Origin of the sequence: Maribrevibacterium harenarium (assembly GCF_006385675.1) — a bacterium.
GTDB classification, from domain to species: Bacteria; Pseudomonadota; Gammaproteobacteria; order Pseudomonadales; family Marinomonadaceae; genus Marinomonas; species Marinomonas harenarium.
Map to the genome: position 1 here is coordinate 1 of NZ_VFRR01000019.1, position 17121 is coordinate 17121.

The window sequence follows — 17121 nt, forward strand, 5'->3', positions numbered from 1 at the left end:
GTCATCCGTTAGGTTGATGGTGAACGTCGCTTTCGAGCTGCTGCCATCCGTTGACGTCGCTGTGATCTCGATGGTCGGAGCCGTATCGCTTTCGTAATCCAGCTTGGTGTTGTCCGCCACGGTCACCACACCGGTGGTCGCATCGATCGTGAACGCACCGTTGTAATCGTTGGTCAAGCTGTAAGTGACTTCGTCGGTCGCATCCGCATCCGTCGCCAGACCTGTGATCTGTACTTCGGTACCGTTCGCCGCACTTTCACTGATGGTGTTCACGTCCGCATCGCTATCCTTCACCGCACTGATGCCGCTTTCGCTTGTGTCATCCGTTAGGTTGATGGTGAACGTCGCTTTCGAGCTGCTGCCATCCGTTGACGTCGCTGTGATCTCGATGGTCGGAGCCGTATCGCTTTCGTAATCCAGCTTGGTGTTGTCCGCCACGGTCACCACACCGGTGGTCGCATCGATCGTGAACGCACCGTTGTAATCGTTGGTCAAGCTGTAAGTGACTTCGTCGGTCGCATCCGCATCCGTCGCCAGACCTGTGATCTGTACTTCGGTACCGTTCGCCGCACTTTCACTGATGGTGTTCACGTCCGCATCGCTATCCTTCACCGCACTGATGCCGCTTTCGCTAATTTTCTCAATCGCGGTTTCTTTAGTCGATTCATTACCAGCTTCATCGATAACTTTAGCCTTTACTGTGATATCTCCATCTTTTAATCCGCTGATATCCGTTTCTGGCACAACCCACTCACCGGTCGCATTCTTCTGTGCCTCAACGACCACATCCGGAGTAGTAGGATCGCCATCGCTAAAGGTAACTGTGACGGTCGCAGCATCAGGATCAATACCACTTAGCGTGACCGAAACGTCGTTAACTTCTGAGCTATCTACAACTAAATCAGTAGCTGCCACTTCTAGTGCTAGCTCTGGGGTTTCCGCATCAGCGGATTTATCAAGGGTAATCTCACCCGTAAGCTCTGATTGATTACCACCGTCATCGGTCACCAGCGCAGTAACGGCGATATCACCGTCAGACAAGGACGTTAAATCAACTCCTGTAACTTGCCACTGCCCGCCACCAAGATTGGTTGCAGCAACAGTAATATCCGGAGTATTTGGGTCGTTATCGGAGAATGTAATAGAGACTGTCTGGGCAGTAGAGCCGATATTTTCTAGGGTAACAGTTACACTGGTAGCTTCTTGAGCATTCGTTACAAGATTGGCGGCGGGAACCGTAACTGAAGCATTTTCAACAGGGGAGCTAGCTGTAGGAGCCGGGAAAGTTGTAGCCTCAGGCACTTTGTAGCCTGTTGGGCCGTAATATACGTTACCACCACTTTCAACTGAGCGACTGTTGGCTGTGTCGTAACCGTAATCGGGAAGAGCTGTTAAATTTGAGCGAGAAATAGTTACATCAACACGATCACTCTCTCCTTGAGTATCTGCGTTGGTTTGTTCACCGGCAGCCGGCGCGTCTTGAATCAAGGTCGGGTCAACACCTGCCAAGATGGCTTGTTGCAGCGCTTCGGCATCGGTTGTGGCATCTGCTACCAATTCTTGGTCAGAGCCAAAACTGAAAATTTCGTCAGTGATTTCAACCACCGCCTCATTCGCAACAATGATTTGCGCGCCATCGACAAATTCAATGGTGGCACTGCCATTGCCCACGGCAACCACAGTTTCCCCATAAAAAATCGGGTCACCTTGTTTAATGGTACGTTCACTACCATCGATGGCTTGGACTCGAACAACACCTTCAAGTTGTACTACAAAACCGACGGCATTACCTAAAGTTGCAAAAGAGACTTGGTTATCGCTCATAACGTAAATTCCCTAAAAAATAAAATTCTCACTCATTGCCAACCATATCCTGCTAGGGCAACTAGTACTACTGTACCTTGGTACATATTTTTACAATTAGGGTGAATCTGTTATGCGAATTGCGACTTAAAGCGCCATTCTTTATAATTTAGTGTAATTTTTCCGCAATCCTCCTAAATCATAGTGGTGTTACCACTCCTCAAACATAGGTAATTCATGATTAGTTCAATGCAGCGTGAATGGTTTTCCAACATTCGCGGCGATGTTTTATCCGGCACGGTGGTTGCCTTAGCGTTAATTCCAGAAGCCATCGCTTTTTCTATTATTGCTGGTGTTGATCCTAAAGTAGGCTTGTATGCTTCCTTTTGTATCGCTGTAATTATTGCGTTTATGGGCGGTCGCCCCGGCATGATTTCGGCCGCGACCGGTGCTATGGCACTGCTTATGGTCACATTGGTAAAAGAACACGGTCTACAATACCTGTTAGCTGCCAGTTTTTTATGCGGTGTATTTCAGATCATTGCTGGTTATTTGAAGCTTGGCAGCCTAATGCGCTTCGTATCTCGGTCGGTAGTGACGGGGTTTGTGAATGCACTGGCCATCTTGATCTTTATGGCCCAGTTGCCAGAGCTCACTAATGTGACTTGGCATGTTTACGCCATGACAGCCGCAGGCCTCGGTATCATCTACTTGTTCCCATACGTCCCTGTAATCGGTAAAAGCTTACCTAGTCCGCTAGTGTGTATCGTTTCCTTGACCGCCTTCGCCATGTATGTAGGGCTCGATATTCGTACCGTCGGTGATATGGGCGAGCTACCCGACTCCCTACCTATTTTCCTATTACCGGAAGTGCCGTTAAATCTCGAAACCTTAATGATCATTCTACCCTACTCTTTGGCCCTGAGTGTCGTTGGTCTACTTGAGTCTATGATGACTGCCACCATAGTGGACGAGTTAACCGATACCACCAGTGACCGTAACCGCGAGTGTAAAGGTCAAGGGATTGCGAATATCGGTGCCAGCTTGATGGGCGGTATGGCGGGTTGCGCCATGATCGGTCAATCGGTGATTAACGTGAAATCCGGCGGTCGCGGTCGCTTGTCCACTTTCATCGCTGGCGGTCTATTGATCATTATGGTGGTCTTTTTAGATGATCTGATTAGCCAGATCCCCATGGCCGCATTGGTTGCAGTCATGATTATGGTGTCAATCGGTACCTTCTCTTGGCAGTCTATTCTTAACCTGAAGCACCACCCACTTTCCACCAATATCGTTATGCTTGCGACCGTCGCTATTGTGGTGATGACACACAACCTCGCTCTTGGCGTATTCGTAGGAGTGTTATTAGCGGCTCTCTTCTTCGCCAATAAAATTGGTCGCTTTATGGTGGTTAAAGCTGATCAAGATGAGCAAGAAGGTCACCGTACATACAAGGTGATCGGTCAGGTGTTTTTTGCCTCTTCAGAGCAATTTAATAAATCTTTTGATTTCAAAGAAGTGGTTGATCACGTCACCATTGACCTATCGGAAGCCCATTTTTGGGATATCACTGCCGTATCCGCATTAGACAAAGTTGTCATCAAATACCGTCGTGAGGGCGCTCAAGTGAAGGTGATTGGCATGAATGAGGCCACCGCCACTGTAGTCGATAAGTTTGGCGTGTATGATAAGCCAGAAGAAGTCGAAAAAATGATGGGCGGCCATTAAGGAGATCTCATGCAAAATATCATCGCTTGTATCGATGCATCCAAACAGTCGGAATACGTGGCCGATGCAGCAGCGTGGGCTGCTAAGACCCTCGATACACCGCTAGTAATGCTCCACACCATAGAGAAGTCAGCCACAAGTAACAAAACGGATCTTTCAGGCGCCATTGGCTTTGGTAGCCGGGAACACTTATTGGACGAGCTAACCCACTTGGATGAAGAGCGCGCCAAACTCGCCCAACGCCAAGGAAAACTACTGCTAGAAGCAGCAAGAGAGCACGTAGAAGCACTTGATGTGGAAGCGGTCAGCGTTACCCAGCGTCATGGTGACTTAGTTGAGGCTTTGCTAGATCTAGAAGATCAAGCGCGTCTAATTGTCTTGGGACGTTGTGGCGAAGACCACGCCAATGATTTGAATGTGATTGGCTCCCATATCGAAAGCGCTGCTCGCACAGTCCACCGACCCATCTTAATTACCGTGGATAAGTTTCAGCAGCCATCTAGCTTTATGATCGCCTATGATGGACGTGAAACTGCCGACAAAGCCCTTGAACGCATTATTGCTAGCCCTTTACTTAAAGGAATGCACTGCCATTTAGTTAACGTTAAGCGACCAGACCAAGATATTAACCAAGCGTTTATTAGCGCCAAACACAAACTGGAATCCGCTGGATTTGTCGTCTCTGCGGAGCGCCTTGGTGGTAACAACATCTATGAGAGCTTGCAAAATTATCGGGATAGCAATGGCATAGAGCTAATGGTCATGGGCGCCTACGCTCACTCTAAAGTGCGCCAATTCTTTGTCGGTAGCAATACCACTAAAATGATTATGGCAAGCCCGATCCCTTTATTGATTCTGCGTTAATATTTTTATTGTATACCAGTGGCAAGGTAAAGCACCTTGCCACTACTCTACGCCAAGCTCCAGTGCCGTTTCCCAGCTTTCGATAAAGCGCCGTTGCTTGAGTAAGTCTCGCCCTACTAATAACTGCTGGTCTAACTCAATAGAGCGTGTTGGCCCAGGCGGCAAAGTCAAATTATCGGTTTGTTCCGATACCTCGCTGTTCACTGGATACAACAATCCTTCTCGCGCCATCGCCTGCTGGCTCGCCCGAGATAAAATAAAATCGATAAACAGCCCCGCATCCTCAACGTTAGGAGCATTTACCGGAATTAATAAGGTACGCATAACCATCAAGGTATAATCTTTCGGCAACACCATGACCAACCGGTCGTCTTCCCTTACTCGCTGGGCCGCATAGGAGCCTAGTAGGTTGTAAGCAATCACCAAGCGACCTTGCGCAACGTCATCGATCATCTCACTGGTACAGCAATAGGTACGGACAGAATGGCTACCAAACGCCTCTAACAGACGCCCCCACGTCGTATCTGCTTGTCGGGCATCTTGGCTCGCCAATAGATATCCAACACCACTTTGGCGAATATCATAAGTGCCAATTTTGCCACGAATGGCTTCCCCCTGTTGCCGTACATAGGCTAGCAAGCCCTGACGATCTTTTGGGTAAGAATATGACGCGAAAGCAGCTTTATTCAGCACCATAACTACGGGCTCGAAGGAAAAAGCAAACAAATGATCACGCCATTTTGCAAAACTAGGCAGCTGTAACGTTTGCGAAGAACGATAGGCGCGAGCGAAGCCATCATTTACCAATTTAAGCTGCAAATCCATGGCACTACTGATGATCAAACTTGCCCCATTTGATTGGTGAAGCAATACGTTTTGGTACAGCTCTTTAGTATTAATATCCTCATAGCCAATGCGTATATCAGAAAAGCTCTGCACAAACTGGCTTAGCAAAGGAGCCACCGACGCCAAGTCTAGAGCCGATTGAATATGCAAGTAGCGGGGAGCATCATCACGGCCGAAATACACCGGTTCAGCCACTAGCTGACTTGCGCTAACCAACCAAAGGCCAAATGCCCAGAATAGCTTTTTCATTGCTCCACCTCTGAACCTCGGTAGGCGGGAAAACTCACCGCAATAGTCGTTCCCCGTGGCACCGTATCTAGCACTTCCAAGCATGCATGATGGTGATCAGCGATATCTTTCACCAACGCCAAACCAACCCCAGTGCCAGCAATGTCGTAGCGCCCTCGATAAAAACGCTCAAAGACCCTGGATTTCTGAGCATCGGGAATACCAATGCCAAAATCCGTTACTCGCACACAAAAACTACCATCACCCGGCAAGATACGCACTATCACTTCCTGCTGCACTTTATCGTCACTAGGCATCTCTGCAACGGAATAGCGCACTGCATTTTCGATCAGATTCTGCATCATTTGCTGAATTGCAAAACGGTCACCCACTATCATGGCACCATCCAAATCACATTCAAAAGATAGGTAGATCCCCTTTCGTAACGCTGTCACGGCTAAATCACGACAACTGTCCCGCACTGGCTCCACGAGATCGAGCAACTCTTTGTGCTGAGTTTGCAATCGGTGGGACATAACTGCCTGGTTCAATAAGGTGGTCACGGTTTCATTGAGGGCTTCGCACTGGTTAACAATTTGATTTAAGGCTCGGCGCTGGGCATCAGGGTTTTGAATATCCCGGGCGTTTTCTGCCACCGCCTTCAAGCTCGCGATAGGGGTTCGTAATTGATGAGCCGCATCCGCGGTATAGTTTTCAAGTTGCTCTAAGTTGGTCTGTAGCCGCGCCATAAAATGGTTAATGGCGAGTTTTAACTGGAGCGTCTCTTTAGGAGTCCGTAATGTCAAGGGAGATAAATCCCCAGGGGAACGATCTTCGATCAAACGACCAATACGGTGCAAGGGGCGCAGAGCCAATTGACTCCCTACAGCAATAAAGGTGATTGCCACCAACGCGACTAATACAACGACCTCGACTGCACGCTGGGTAATGGAGTTTGACATGGCTTCCCGAGCTAGCCGTGTATGACCAAGGATAATTCGCACCGTGCCGCTTGCTTCTGGGTCAGTAAGATAACGCTCCATGTAAGCGAACCGTACTAACTCACCGGAATAACGACGGTCAAAAAATTGTACTTTCCCCATCACCGGCTTATACAGAGGTTCGCTATCAATATCAGCATAGCCCGTAATAAAACCGCCTTGGGAACTTTCTACTTTATAGAAAACACGATCATCACTGGCCTGGGCCAAGGTAGCAAACGCGGACCATGGAATATCGATCAACACTTCCTTATGGATAAAGGAGACGTTCTCGTCCATTTGCAACAGAGCACTTTGCAGGAGTCGATCGAAGGATAAATCAGCCAGTTTTTGGCTGTAATCGAACACCAGTTTGATCGCTAGCCCAGCAATAAAGCCGATTAGCAAGATGCCGGTTAGCAGGAAACGAAAGCGCAAAGACGGCGCTTGTTTCTGCTCTAATGCTTCAGCGGCGGGGGTCGGATGAATGAATTTCGGCGACATAACCGATGCCCCGTAAGGTACTAATCACTAAATCCCCTTGCGCAAGTTTTTTACGTAGCCGAGCCACGTACAGTTCTATCGCATTAGGGCCTGGCGTTTCATCAAAGTTGAACAGGTGCTCCGTGATTTCATCTTTGCTTAACACTCGCCCCAAGTGCCCAAGAAAAATCTCCAATAAACGAAACTCCCGATTGGTTACCGGAGTGACTTCACCATTGACACTCACTTGGCGTTTATCACGATCCACGGTGATGTTACCGTGTTCAGTCACATTGGCGGCATAACCTTGACGGCGTCGCAATAGTGCTCTAACTCGCGCTTCCAGCTCCCCAAAGTCAAATGGCTTGGTTAGGTAATCATCTGCTCCTGCGTCTAACAAAGTAATGCGATCTTCCACCTGATCCCGGGCAGTTAAAATCAATACTGGGGTTGCCTGCTCTCGAGCCCGCAGCCGCTGTAATATTTGCAACCCTGATACGGAGGGCAAGTTGAGATCGAGGATGACTAAATCCACTTCTTGGTAACTCAAAATATCATCAGCTTGTTTACCATCTTCCACCAGATCGGCGGCGTGTCCAAGACTGGCAAGACGCTCACAAATCGCTGTACCCAGCACTTTCGTATCTTCCACCACCAAAATACGCATATACCCTAACCTTATTATTTTTGTTCGCCAAAAAAGCAAAAATGGGCCCAGTTGCATCTTAGCACCTGAGCCCATTGATCACACCCTTTGTGGGAGAGTCACTTGATACTTTGCTTAGTCCGCTGTTGGTGCGTTACGTTTCATACGTGCACGCAACATTGGGCCCACGATAATCGGCAATATCAAACCCGCTGCAGCAACGATCCACAGACCAATACTCAAACCGCTGCTAAACAAGATGCCCCAATCACCATCCGATAACACTAGGGAATGGCGTAGGTTTTTCTCCATTTCAGGCCCTAACAACATACCTAAGATGACCGGCACTAGCGGAATCTCAACTTTACGCAACACATAACCCAACACCCCAAAGCCAACCATAAAGTAAAGGTCAACCGCAGAACCTGTGATGGAATAAATACCAACAGAGGCAATGAGGGTAACAATAGGCATCAAGTATTTCGGTGGAATGCTGAGTAACTTAACAAAGATGCCTACCATGGGGATATTCAACAGTAGCAATACCAAGTTACCAACAAATAGCGCTGCAATCACCCCCCAAACAAGATCCGCATTTTGTTGGAACAACATGGGGCCTGGATTAACGTTCAAAGAGATCAACATGGCCAACAGTACGGCGGTGGTACCACTTCCAGGTACACCCAAAGTTAGCATTGGCACCAATGCACCGGATGCAGCGCCATTGTTACCCGCTTCCGGAGCCGCCACACCGCGTGGATCACCCGTACCGAAAGTACCTTTATCAGAGATACGTTTTTCCAGAGTATACGAAATAAAGCTTCCCAAAGAGGCGCCTGCTCCCGGTAATACACCCGCAACAAAACCAAGTACCGCACCACGCAAAGAGGCAGGTAGTACGAACAGGAAGTCTTTAAACGTCAATTTAAGCTTGTTAATTGCAACCTGCTTCAAGCCATCTCCCGCATGAGCTTCCAGGAAGAAGAACAGCTCAGAGATCGCAAACAAACCCACAATCGCAATCAAGAAATCCACACCTTCGAACAGGTGCAAATTATCGTAGGTAAAGCGCTGTACACCGGAAGAAATATCAATACCAACGGTCGCAATCATCAGACCCAACGCGGCGGCAATCAGTGTCTTAAATTGATTCTTACCGGTAATACCACCTAAGGTAGCGAAGGCCAGTGCAAATAAGGCAAAGTACTCAGCAGGACCAAAACTTAGAGCGAAACGAGCTAGAATCGGTGCCAAAATCACGAGACCAATGGTAGCGATAAAGCTACCGATAAAGGAAGCTATAGCTGAGGTCGCCAAAGCTTCCGCCGCTTTACCTTTGACTGCCATTGGATAGCCGTCAAGACAAGTCATCATCGCCGGTTCATCGCCTGGAATATTCAGCAAAATAGACGAAATACGGCCTCCGTACATAGCGCCGGCGTAAACCGAGGTTAGCAAGATCAAAGATGAGGTCGCAGATAGACCTAAGCTAAACGCCAATGGAATCAAGATCGCTACGCCATTGGCCGGCCCCAAGCCCGGTAAAGCACCGATTAATGTCCCCAAAATGGAACCAATTAGGGCAAACATAAGGCTTTCTGGCGTCAGCGCCACCGAAAAGCCATCAAGAAGTAAACTGATTGTTTCCATAACTTAGAACCCCAAGATACCGGCAGGCAAAGCCAATTCCAGCACTTTATTGAAGATTACGAATATAAATACCGAAGTCGCAACGCCTGTGATAGCCGCTTTAGACAAGCTCGCACCCATGCGCCAAGACAAAAAGCCCACCGCCACAGCAGCAGATGGAATAAAGCCCACCGGCTCAATTGCCCATGCAAAGCCCATCAATACAACACAGACAATCGCCAACTCAATCAACATAGATAGCGCAGGCCATTTCGCATTTGGATCGGGTTTTACCATCATGTAAATGGCACCGATACCCAAGAGAAACGACAACAATATTGGGAATGTCTCTGGCCCAACCGATTCCTGACCACCAAAAGGCTCAGGAAATTTCGTCGCTTCATAACCATAGACTACGGCTAAAATGAGCAATATCAGCCCAAACACACGATCATTTAAGCGCATGTAAATGCTCCGAAAAAATACAGGAAATACAGAAAAAAGGGGGGACGCGGGTTCCCCCCAAGTGATCGGCTGACTAACGGATTAAGCCGATATCTTTAGATAGAGTTTCGATGTTAAGAGTTTGGTTCTTAACGAACTGAGTGAAGTCTGCACCAGACTTGTTAAATGGCATTAGACCATTTTTCGCCATGATGTCTTTCCACTCTTTAGATTGGTAAAGCTCTTCCATAGTGTTTACCCACCAGTCGTAGGAATCCTGAGAGGCCTCACCTGGCACATAGAAACCACGCCAGTTTGGAGCAACGGAGCTGATGCCTTGCTCTAGTGCGGTCGGGATAGCGTCAAATGGCGCTGGCAGGCGCTCTTCGGACAATACCGCCAACATGCGTAGGTCACCAGAATCCATAAAGCCTTTTACTTCCGAGATGTCACCGGTGAAAGCATCGATATGGCCACCAACAACCTGTACTAGGGCTTCAGAACCACCACTGAAAGCCAAGTAACGGATTTTTGGCAACTGGCCGACATTCGCTTCTTTAGCAGTAATCAAGACTTTTAGATGATCCCAACCACCTGACGCACTACCACCGGCAAACTTAACAGCACTTGGATCGCCACGCAGAGCGTCCATCATTTGTGTCAGAGAGGTGTATTTGGAATCTTTACCTACGGCGATAACACCGTAATCGGCACCCAAGGTACCCACCCATTTTACTTGGTCAGCATTCATTCCTGGGAATTGGCCTTGCGCCAATCGAGTAGTGGTTGCCGTACTCGCAGCAACAATAAGAGCGTCGTCTTTAGCACGTTTACTTACCGTGTGGGCAAATGCGACACCGCCGCCGGCACCACTCATATTCACGGTCTGTACATTACCTTTGATGTAACCTAGGTCAGTCAGTGCTTTACCAACACTACGACAAGTAAAATCCCAACCACCGCCAGGGTTAGCTGGAGCAATACACTCGGCACTACGAGCTGGTTCATAGGCATGGGCTTGACCAGCAATTGTTAAGGCCGCAGCACCTGTTACCACTAGGGATTTTAGAGACATAGATTTAAGCATGGTTATCTCCTGCTTGTTGTTGTTTTTGTTTAGCACAAAGAAAGGGGCGATATTTCGCTTCCCAGTTTGGCTAAGATAACCAGTGAACCTGTCATCACCCTGTCAGAATGACAATTTTTTGAACAAAATTTGCAGAATTAAAAAAGCCGCGCTGAAATCATCAGCACGGCTTTAGACAAAACTATGGCGATATGCACTAAGGCATTAACACTCGATGGCGTTCACCGCTAGACCACCACGGGAAGTCTCTTTGTACTTATCTTGCATGTCCTTGCCGGTATCGCGCATGGTGCGGATGACTTTATCGAGGGAAATAAAGTGATCACCGTCACCGCGCAGCGCCATCTGGGTCGCGTTAATCGCTTTCATTGCCGCGATGGCGTTACGCTCAATACAAGGCACTTGCACCAACCCACCAACCGGATCGCAGGTAAGACCCAAGTTATGCTCTAGGCCGATCTCTGCTGCGTTTTCAACTTGGGCAGGGGTTCCCCCCATCACTTGACATAGACCAGCAGCGGCCATCGCACAAGCGGAACCCACTTCGCCTTGGCATCCAACTTCAGCACCGGAAATAGAGGCGTTCTTCTTGCAAAGTACGCCAATAGCCGCGGCCGCCAATAAGAAATCCACCACATTCTCTTCTGTCGGTTTAGTGCCGAACTCCATGTAGTAGGTCAATACCGCGGGGATGATACCAGCAGCTCCGTTGGTCGGTGCGGTCACCATTCTGCCCCCACCCGCGTTCTCTTCGTTAACCGCCAATGCGTAGAGATTCACCCAGTCCATCGCACTTAATGTAGAACTGATGATGTTGGGGCGTGTGGCGCGGATCAAAGATTTATGCAGGCTCATAGCACGACGACGCACATTTAGGCCACCGGGTAATACCCCTTCTTTGTGCAGACCGTTGGCAATACACTCTTTCATGGCACCCCAAATGTCCATGAGACCTTCACGAACTTGTTCTTCGGTACGCCAAACTTTCTCGTTCTCCATCATCAATTCCGAGATAGATAAACCATGCTCTTTGCACAGGGCCAATAGCTGCTTAGCGCTATTGAAGTCATATGGAAGCTCGACTTGGGGTACTAGATGGGTTTCTTGCTGCGCTGCCGTTTCGTCGATTACGAAACCGCCGCCGATAGAATAATAAGTATTACTGTAAAGCGCTGCACCCGTTTGGTCGAATGCGGTGAGACGCATTGCATTCGGATGGTATGGAAGGTTTTCTTCCAAATAGAGCATGTCGCGTTCCCAGATAAACTCGATTTCTTGGCTTGGAGCCAACTGCAAGCGCTGGCTAGCACGCAATTCAGCGATGCGACCATTAACGCAGTCTGGGTCAATGGTCGCTGGACGATCGCCCATTAGTCCCATAATCACCGCATTATCCGTTCCATGCCCCTTGCCCGTGGCACTCAAGGAACCATACAGTTCTACCAATACTCGCTGGGTAGATGAAGTTAATTGCTGGTCTAACAACGCTCCGGCAAAATCTGCCGCAGCAGACATAGGGCCGACCGTGTGGGAGCTAGATGGGCCGATACCAATTTTAAACAGATCGAACACGCTGATAGACATGACGCCTCCAGTAAACGAAATTTCCAATAGGAAACAAATGTGAAAAAATGAAACTATTACAGATTTTATTGACTAAAAACAAGCATTAATCAAAAAAATTTGAGCTGCCAATTGGCAGCTCAAAATGATTGCCGGAACGGCAAGAGACGGGAAAGATGAAGTGCGCTAAAACCAGATCTAAATCTGGAAAAAACCTTAGCGACCAAACACAACCGTGCGTTTGCCATTCAAAAACACACGTTTTTCAACGTGAGATTTGACCGCATTAAACAGGGTTACACGTTCTACATCTTGTCCTTTTGCGACCAAATCTTCGGGATAATGAGCATGGTCTACCGATTGGATACCCTGAGTGATAATTGGGCCTTCATCCAAATCGTTATTTACATAGTGAGCCGTTGCACCCACCATTTTCACACCCTTCTCCCACGCTTGGTGATAAGGACGAGCACCTTTGAAACCAGGCAACAATGAGTGGTGGATGTTGATAGCACGGCCATCTAGGTATTGACACATTTCTGGTGACAATACTTGCATGTAGCGCGCAAGAACTACCAATTCAGCTTCGTACTTTTCAATCAACTCAATCACTTGAGCTTCTTGCTGTGGCTTAGTGTCTGCCGTAATTGGCAAATAGTAGTAAGGAATACCATGCCATTGAGCCAATGGCTCAAGATCCGGGTGATTAGAAATAATCACTGGAACTTCAATATTTAACTGACCAGTACGGTAACGGTAAAGCAGGTCATTCAAACAGTGGTCGTACTTGGAAACCATGATGGCAACGCGAGGGCGATGATTCGGTTCCGTTAACTCCCAAGACATCTGAAATGGCTCAGCACGCAAAGCGAACTGCTCATTAAATGCTTGGGCATCAAATTCTTCAGATTTAGGAAAAAACGCGATGCGAATAAAAAAGCGCTCTGATTCCTGATCATCAAAAGAATGAATTTCTTCAATGTAATTGCCGGATTCGGCCATGAAACGGGTAACAACGTCCACCGTACCAATCATGCTTGGACATTGAGCGGTAAAAATCCAAGGTTTAGTGGTTGCTTTCATAGACTGTTCTCTCGTTGAAAGGCCAGCCCGAAGGCTGGCCTAAGCGGATGGGTTTAGGCTTCAACTACCAAACCGAATTCACGGCTAGCATCTTGAATCCATAGCCATAGGTAGTCAGCAAAGCTGCGACGCACGACAAGCTCAAAACTTTGCTCACCGGTACGGCGAATCACAGCAGAGCTCTTAGCGAATACGGTAGATACTACTTTACCTACTGGGAATTCACTATCGTGAATATCAACTGGCGTTGACTTTTTCAGCACGTCTTTAACATTAGCGCCAGACAATTGGTAAATGGTAGTACCACCGCTTACGTTCACTAGCGAATAATGTCCAGGCATGTCGGCAAAGAATGCCGACTCTAACGCAAACGCTTTGTTGCCAGGAACTACAATCAGCCACTCGTCAGGAGAGATCCAACGAACCGATGTATCACCCTTCTCTACAGAAGTGAGTGGCGTAGTTGGCAAAGCAACACCTAACAGCTTTTCTGCTACCGCAGCTTGCTCTGGGTTTTGCGCATTACAACGTAATGTAAGCAAGCCCATTAGCTTCTGCTCTTTAAATTTTACACCGCCCTGTTTAGGACCGTTTTTAGCAACGGTCTCTAAGTCAGCGTGATGCAACGGAGACTGACCCACAATGCCAGCGCCAGGTAGCTGATTCATGACCACCTTGGTTGGTACGGAAGTCGCTTCAGCACCGGTTGCTTTAACATCAGACATTTTGACGCTCCCCTTTTGGATCTAGGAAAATTGGACTACAAATTTCAGCTTCAACTACACGGCCATCAGCAAGTGGGTAGTAAACTTTTTCCCCCATCTTGTCCAAACCACCTTTCACAAAGCCCATGGCGATAGAACGACCTAGGTTTGCACTCCAGTAGCTAGAAGTAATATGGCCAACCATTGGCATTGGAATTGGTGCACTTGGGTCAAATACGCCCTGAGCACCTTCAGGCAATACCACGTTTGGATCAATGGTTTTGATGCCAACAAGCTGTTTACGGTCTTTACGTACACAGTCTTCACGACCCATACCGCGCTTACCGATGAAGCTGAAAGGCTTGTTCATTGACACAGCCCACCCCATACCTAGATCGTAAGGGTGTACTGAACCATCAGTATCTTGACCAGCGATGATGAAACCTTTTTCTGCACGTAGGATGTGCATGGTTTCAGTGCCGTATGGAGTCAGGTTATATTTCGCTCCATGCTCGAACAGTTTTTCCCAAACGTGTAGACCATAGTTCGCTTGAACGTTGATCTCGAATGATAACTCGCCGGTGAAGGAGATACGGAACACACGAGCTGGCACACCAGCAACTTCCATTGGTTTCCAATCCATGAAACCGAAGTTTTCTTTAGAAACGTCAGCATCAGTTAGCTCTTCCAGCAACTTACGGCTGTTAGGGCCAGAAATGGTCATGGTTGCCCAGTGGTCAGTTACTGAAGTGAAGTATACTTCAAGCTCAGGCCATTCTGTTTGATGGTATAGCTCTAGCCAGTTCAACACACCCGCTGCGCCACCTGTTGTGGTGGTCATTAGGAAGTGGTTGTCACCTAGGCAAGAAGTTACACCGTCGTCAAATACCATGCCGTCTTCTTTCAGCATTAGGCCGTAACGACATTTACCAACTGGTAGCTTCGCCCAAGCGTTAGAGTAGACACGGCCTAGGAATTCACGAGCATCCTTACCTTGGATATCGATTTTACCAAGAGTAGACGCATCAAGAATGCCTACAGACTCACGGGTAGCCACACATTCACGGTTTAGCGCTTCATGCATAGACTCGCCTGGTTTCGGGAAGTACCAAGGACGCTTCCACTGACCAACGTCTTCAAATTTCGCACCATGCTCAACGTGCCACTTGTGCATTGCTGTGTAACGTTTTGGATCAAACAACTCGCCACAGTTACGGCCAGCGATGGCACCAAACGTGATTGGCGTGTAGTTTGGACGGAAGATAGTTGTACCTGTCTCTGGAATAGACTGGTTCAAGAACTTCGCCGCAATCGCCATACCGTTGATGTTACCCAATTTACCTTGGTCAGTACCAAAGCCCATTGCGGTGTAACGTTTAACGTGTTCGATAGACTCAAAACCTTCACGACAAGCTAGCTCGATACCAGCCGCAGTAACGTCGTTTTGGTAGTCGACGAACTGTTTAGGTGCTTGCGAAGTTGGCTTAGAGTGCGGAATGTGGAACAACGCCATAGGCTTGCCCTGCACCACTTTATCTGTCTTCGGCACGGCCATTTCAGGAGCAGATTTGCCTAGCTTAGACAACGCTTCCTGAGCTGCTTTGATACCTTGAGACAAGGCACCTTCAGTAGTGAAGTCGCCAGAAATCGCACCAGCAATAAGTTGCTGTTGTACGGTAGCACCTGGAACGAAGCCGATTACATCATCTTTCCAGACTGGGCGAGAGCCAGTGTGACAAGACAAGTGAACAACAGGGCTCCAACCACCAGAAGAAGCAACAGTATCAGCACGTAGCTTTTGTACGGAACCAGTAACGCGAGAACCATCTTCAGACAGAGAAGCAACAGAGACTTCTTGAACGCGCTTGCTACCGTGCACATCAATCACGCCAGAACCAGCAATGATGTTAATACCACGATCACGAGCAGCAGACACTAGATCTCCGCTTGGGTTACGACGGCTGTCAACAATCGCTACCACTTTACGACCTGCATCATGCCAATCCAATGCTGTGCGGTAAGCATTGTCGTTGCTAGTCATAAGCACAAGCTCATTGCCAGGAAGAACACCGTAGCGGTTAATGTAAGTAGAGACAGCACTCGCCACCATACAACCTGGCACATCGTTGTTACCGAATACTAGAGGACGCTCGTGAGCACCAGTCGCTAGTACTACCCATTTGGCACGAACACGGTGCATACGCTGACGCACTTGGCCATTTGGTGCACGATCTGCAATATGATCAGTGCAACGCTGATGGATAGTTAGGAAGTTGTGGTCGTGGTAACCGTTCACAGTAGAACGCGGCAGCATTTGCACGTCTTTGTAAGTAGCCAATTCTTTTACTACTTCACTAACCCATGCACTACCGGCTTTACCGTCGATAGTTTCTTTGCTGCTTAGCAAGCTGCCACCGAATTCGTTTTGCTCATCGGCGATGATAACGCGCGCACCACCACGAGCGGCAACTAGCGCCGCCGCAAGACCAGCAGGGCCAGCACCCACGATCATCACATCACAGTGTTGGTTGATGTTGTCGTAGATATCAGGATCGTATTCTTTTGGTGAACGACCTAGACCTGCTGCTTTACGAATAAATTGCTCGTAGGTTTCCCACATGGATTGCGGGAACATGAAGGTCTTGTAGTAAAAGCCTGGAGGCATCATCTTGCCACCAACTTTACCCACTAAGCCCATTAGGTCGGTTTCAACATTTGGCCAACCATTGGTTGAGCCAGCAACTAGGCCATCAAACAACTCTTGCTGAGTGGCACGTACGTTAGGTACTTGAGTCGCTTCAGTGGCACCGATTTGCATGATCGCATTCGGTTCTTCCGCACCCGCAGCAACGATACCGCGCGGACGGCTGTATTTAAAACTACGACCAACTAGATCTACACCGTTGGCCAACAAGGCAGAAGCGAGTGTGTCGCCAGCAAAACCTTGGTATTTTTTACCGTTGTAGGTAAAGCTAACAGGTTTTGTGCGATCAACGCGGCCACCACTTTGTAAACGATTTTTCTGCGCCATGA

General features: G+C 48.3%; 13 protein-coding genes. 2 read left to right on the top strand and 11 right to left on the bottom strand.

Annotated features, from left to right (window positions below):
* Positions 1-1824 (bottom strand): retention module-containing protein (locus FJM67_RS10280; RefSeq protein WP_140589021.1); only part of this gene is annotated, 1824 nt, incomplete at its 3' end.
* Positions 1825-2040: 216 nt separating this feature from the next.
* Here FJM67_RS10280 and FJM67_RS10285 point away from each other — a divergent pair.
* Both FJM67_RS10285 and FJM67_RS10290 read left to right on the top strand, forming a co-directional pair.
* Entirely contained in the window at positions 2041-3531 is a 1491-nt protein-coding gene (locus FJM67_RS10285; RefSeq protein WP_140589022.1) for a SulP family inorganic anion transporter, read from the top strand.
* A gap of 9 nt (positions 3532-3540) precedes the next feature.
* A complete protein-coding gene (locus tag FJM67_RS10290) occupies positions 3541-4395 on the top strand; it encodes a universal stress protein (protein ID WP_140589024.1) in 855 nt (284 codons plus the stop codon).
* A 42-nt stretch (positions 4396-4437) separates the two neighbouring features.
* Here the strand turns inward: FJM67_RS10290 and FJM67_RS10295 are convergent, their stop codons facing one another.
* From FJM67_RS10295 to FJM67_RS10340, 10 genes are all read right to left on the bottom strand, one after another.
* The gene (locus tag FJM67_RS10295; RefSeq protein ID WP_140589025.1) at positions 4438-5490 is read right to left on the bottom strand and encodes an ABC transporter substrate-binding protein; all 1053 of its coding nucleotides are present in this window, start codon (positions 5488-5490) and stop codon (positions 4438-4440) included.
* On the bottom strand, positions 5487-6953 hold the full coding sequence (locus FJM67_RS10300) for a sensor histidine kinase (RefSeq protein ID WP_140589027.1): 1467 nt from the start codon (positions 6951-6953) through the stop codon (positions 5487-5489). Before FJM67_RS10300 ends, FJM67_RS10295 begins: the two co-directional genes overlap by 4 nt.
* Positions 6916-7599: a response regulator transcription factor gene (locus FJM67_RS10305; RefSeq protein ID WP_140589028.1), complete on the bottom strand. Its 684-nt coding sequence runs from the start codon at positions 7597-7599 to the stop codon at positions 6916-6918. The genes FJM67_RS10300 and FJM67_RS10305 overlap by 38 nt, the downstream gene beginning before the upstream one ends.
* Positions 7600-7713: 114 nt before the next feature.
* The gene (locus tag FJM67_RS10310; protein ID WP_140589030.1) at positions 7714-9228 is read right to left on the bottom strand and encodes a tripartite tricarboxylate transporter permease; all 1515 of its coding nucleotides are present in this window, start codon (positions 9226-9228) and stop codon (positions 7714-7716) included.
* Positions 9229-9231: 3 nt separating this feature from the next.
* Positions 9232-9672: a tripartite tricarboxylate transporter TctB family protein gene (locus FJM67_RS10315; protein WP_140589032.1), complete on the bottom strand. Its 441-nt coding sequence runs from the start codon at positions 9670-9672 to the stop codon at positions 9232-9234.
* Positions 9673-9745: 73 nt separating this feature from the next.
* A complete protein-coding gene (locus FJM67_RS10320; protein ID WP_140589033.1) occupies positions 9746-10738 on the bottom strand; it encodes a Bug family tripartite tricarboxylate transporter substrate binding protein in 993 nt (330 codons plus the stop codon).
* Positions 10739-10942: 204 nt separating this feature from the next.
* Complete coding sequence (locus FJM67_RS10325) at positions 10943-12322, bottom strand: L-serine ammonia-lyase (protein ID WP_140589035.1); 1380 nt, start codon at positions 12320-12322, stop codon at positions 10943-10945.
* 195 nt (positions 12323-12517) lie between these two features.
* On the bottom strand, positions 12518-13384 hold the full coding sequence (gene purU, locus FJM67_RS10330; protein ID WP_140589037.1) for a formyltetrahydrofolate deformylase: 867 nt from the start codon (positions 13382-13384) through the stop codon (positions 12518-12520).
* A gap of 53 nt (positions 13385-13437) precedes the next feature.
* Positions 13438-14109 carry a sarcosine oxidase subunit gamma gene (locus tag FJM67_RS10335; protein WP_140589039.1) on the bottom strand — a complete coding sequence of 224 codons (672 nt, stop codon included), beginning with the start codon at positions 14107-14109 and terminating at the stop codon, positions 13438-13440.
* Entirely contained in the window at positions 14102-17119 is a 3018-nt protein-coding gene (locus FJM67_RS10340) for a sarcosine oxidase subunit alpha (RefSeq protein WP_140589040.1), read from the bottom strand. The genes FJM67_RS10335 and FJM67_RS10340 overlap by 8 nt, the downstream gene beginning before the upstream one ends.
* Positions 17120-17121 lie beyond the last annotated feature (2 nt).

Bases quoted from the DNA above. Each gene is read 5' to 3' on its own strand.
- FJM67_RS10285 (WP_140589022.1), top strand. From the start codon at position 2,041: ATGATTAGTTCAATGCAGCGTGAATGGTTTTCCAACATTCGCGGCGAT.
- FJM67_RS10290 (WP_140589024.1), top strand. From the start codon at position 3,541: ATGCAAAATATCATCGCTTGTATCGATGCATCCAAACAGTCGGAATAC.
- FJM67_RS10295 (WP_140589025.1), bottom strand. From the start codon at position 5,490: ATGAAAAAGCTATTCTGGGCATTTGGCCTTTGGTTGGTTAGCGCAAGT.
- FJM67_RS10300 (WP_140589027.1), bottom strand. From the start codon at position 6,953: ATGTCGCCGAAATTCATTCATCCGACCCCCGCCGCTGAAGCATTAGAG.
- FJM67_RS10305 (WP_140589028.1), bottom strand. From the start codon at position 7,599: ATGCGTATTTTGGTGGTGGAAGATACGAAAGTGCTGGGTACAGCGATT.
- FJM67_RS10310 (WP_140589030.1), bottom strand. From the start codon at position 9,228: ATGGAAACAATCAGTTTACTTCTTGATGGCTTTTCGGTGGCGCTGACG.
- FJM67_RS10315 (WP_140589032.1), bottom strand. From the start codon at position 9,672: ATGCGCTTAAATGATCGTGTGTTTGGGCTGATATTGCTCATTTTAGCC.
- FJM67_RS10320 (WP_140589033.1), bottom strand. From the start codon at position 10,738: ATGCTTAAATCTATGTCTCTAAAATCCCTAGTGGTAACAGGTGCTGCG.
- FJM67_RS10325 (WP_140589035.1), bottom strand. From the start codon at position 12,322: ATGTCTATCAGCGTGTTCGATCTGTTTAAAATTGGTATCGGCCCATCT.
- purU (WP_140589037.1), bottom strand. From the start codon at position 13,384: ATGAAAGCAACCACTAAACCTTGGATTTTTACCGCTCAATGTCCAAGC.
- FJM67_RS10335 (WP_140589039.1), bottom strand. From the start codon at position 14,109: ATGTCTGATGTTAAAGCAACCGGTGCTGAAGCGACTTCCGTACCAACC.
- FJM67_RS10340 (WP_140589040.1), bottom strand. From the start codon at position 17,119: ATGGCGCAGAAAAATCGTTTACAAAGTGGTGGCCGCGTTGATCGCACA.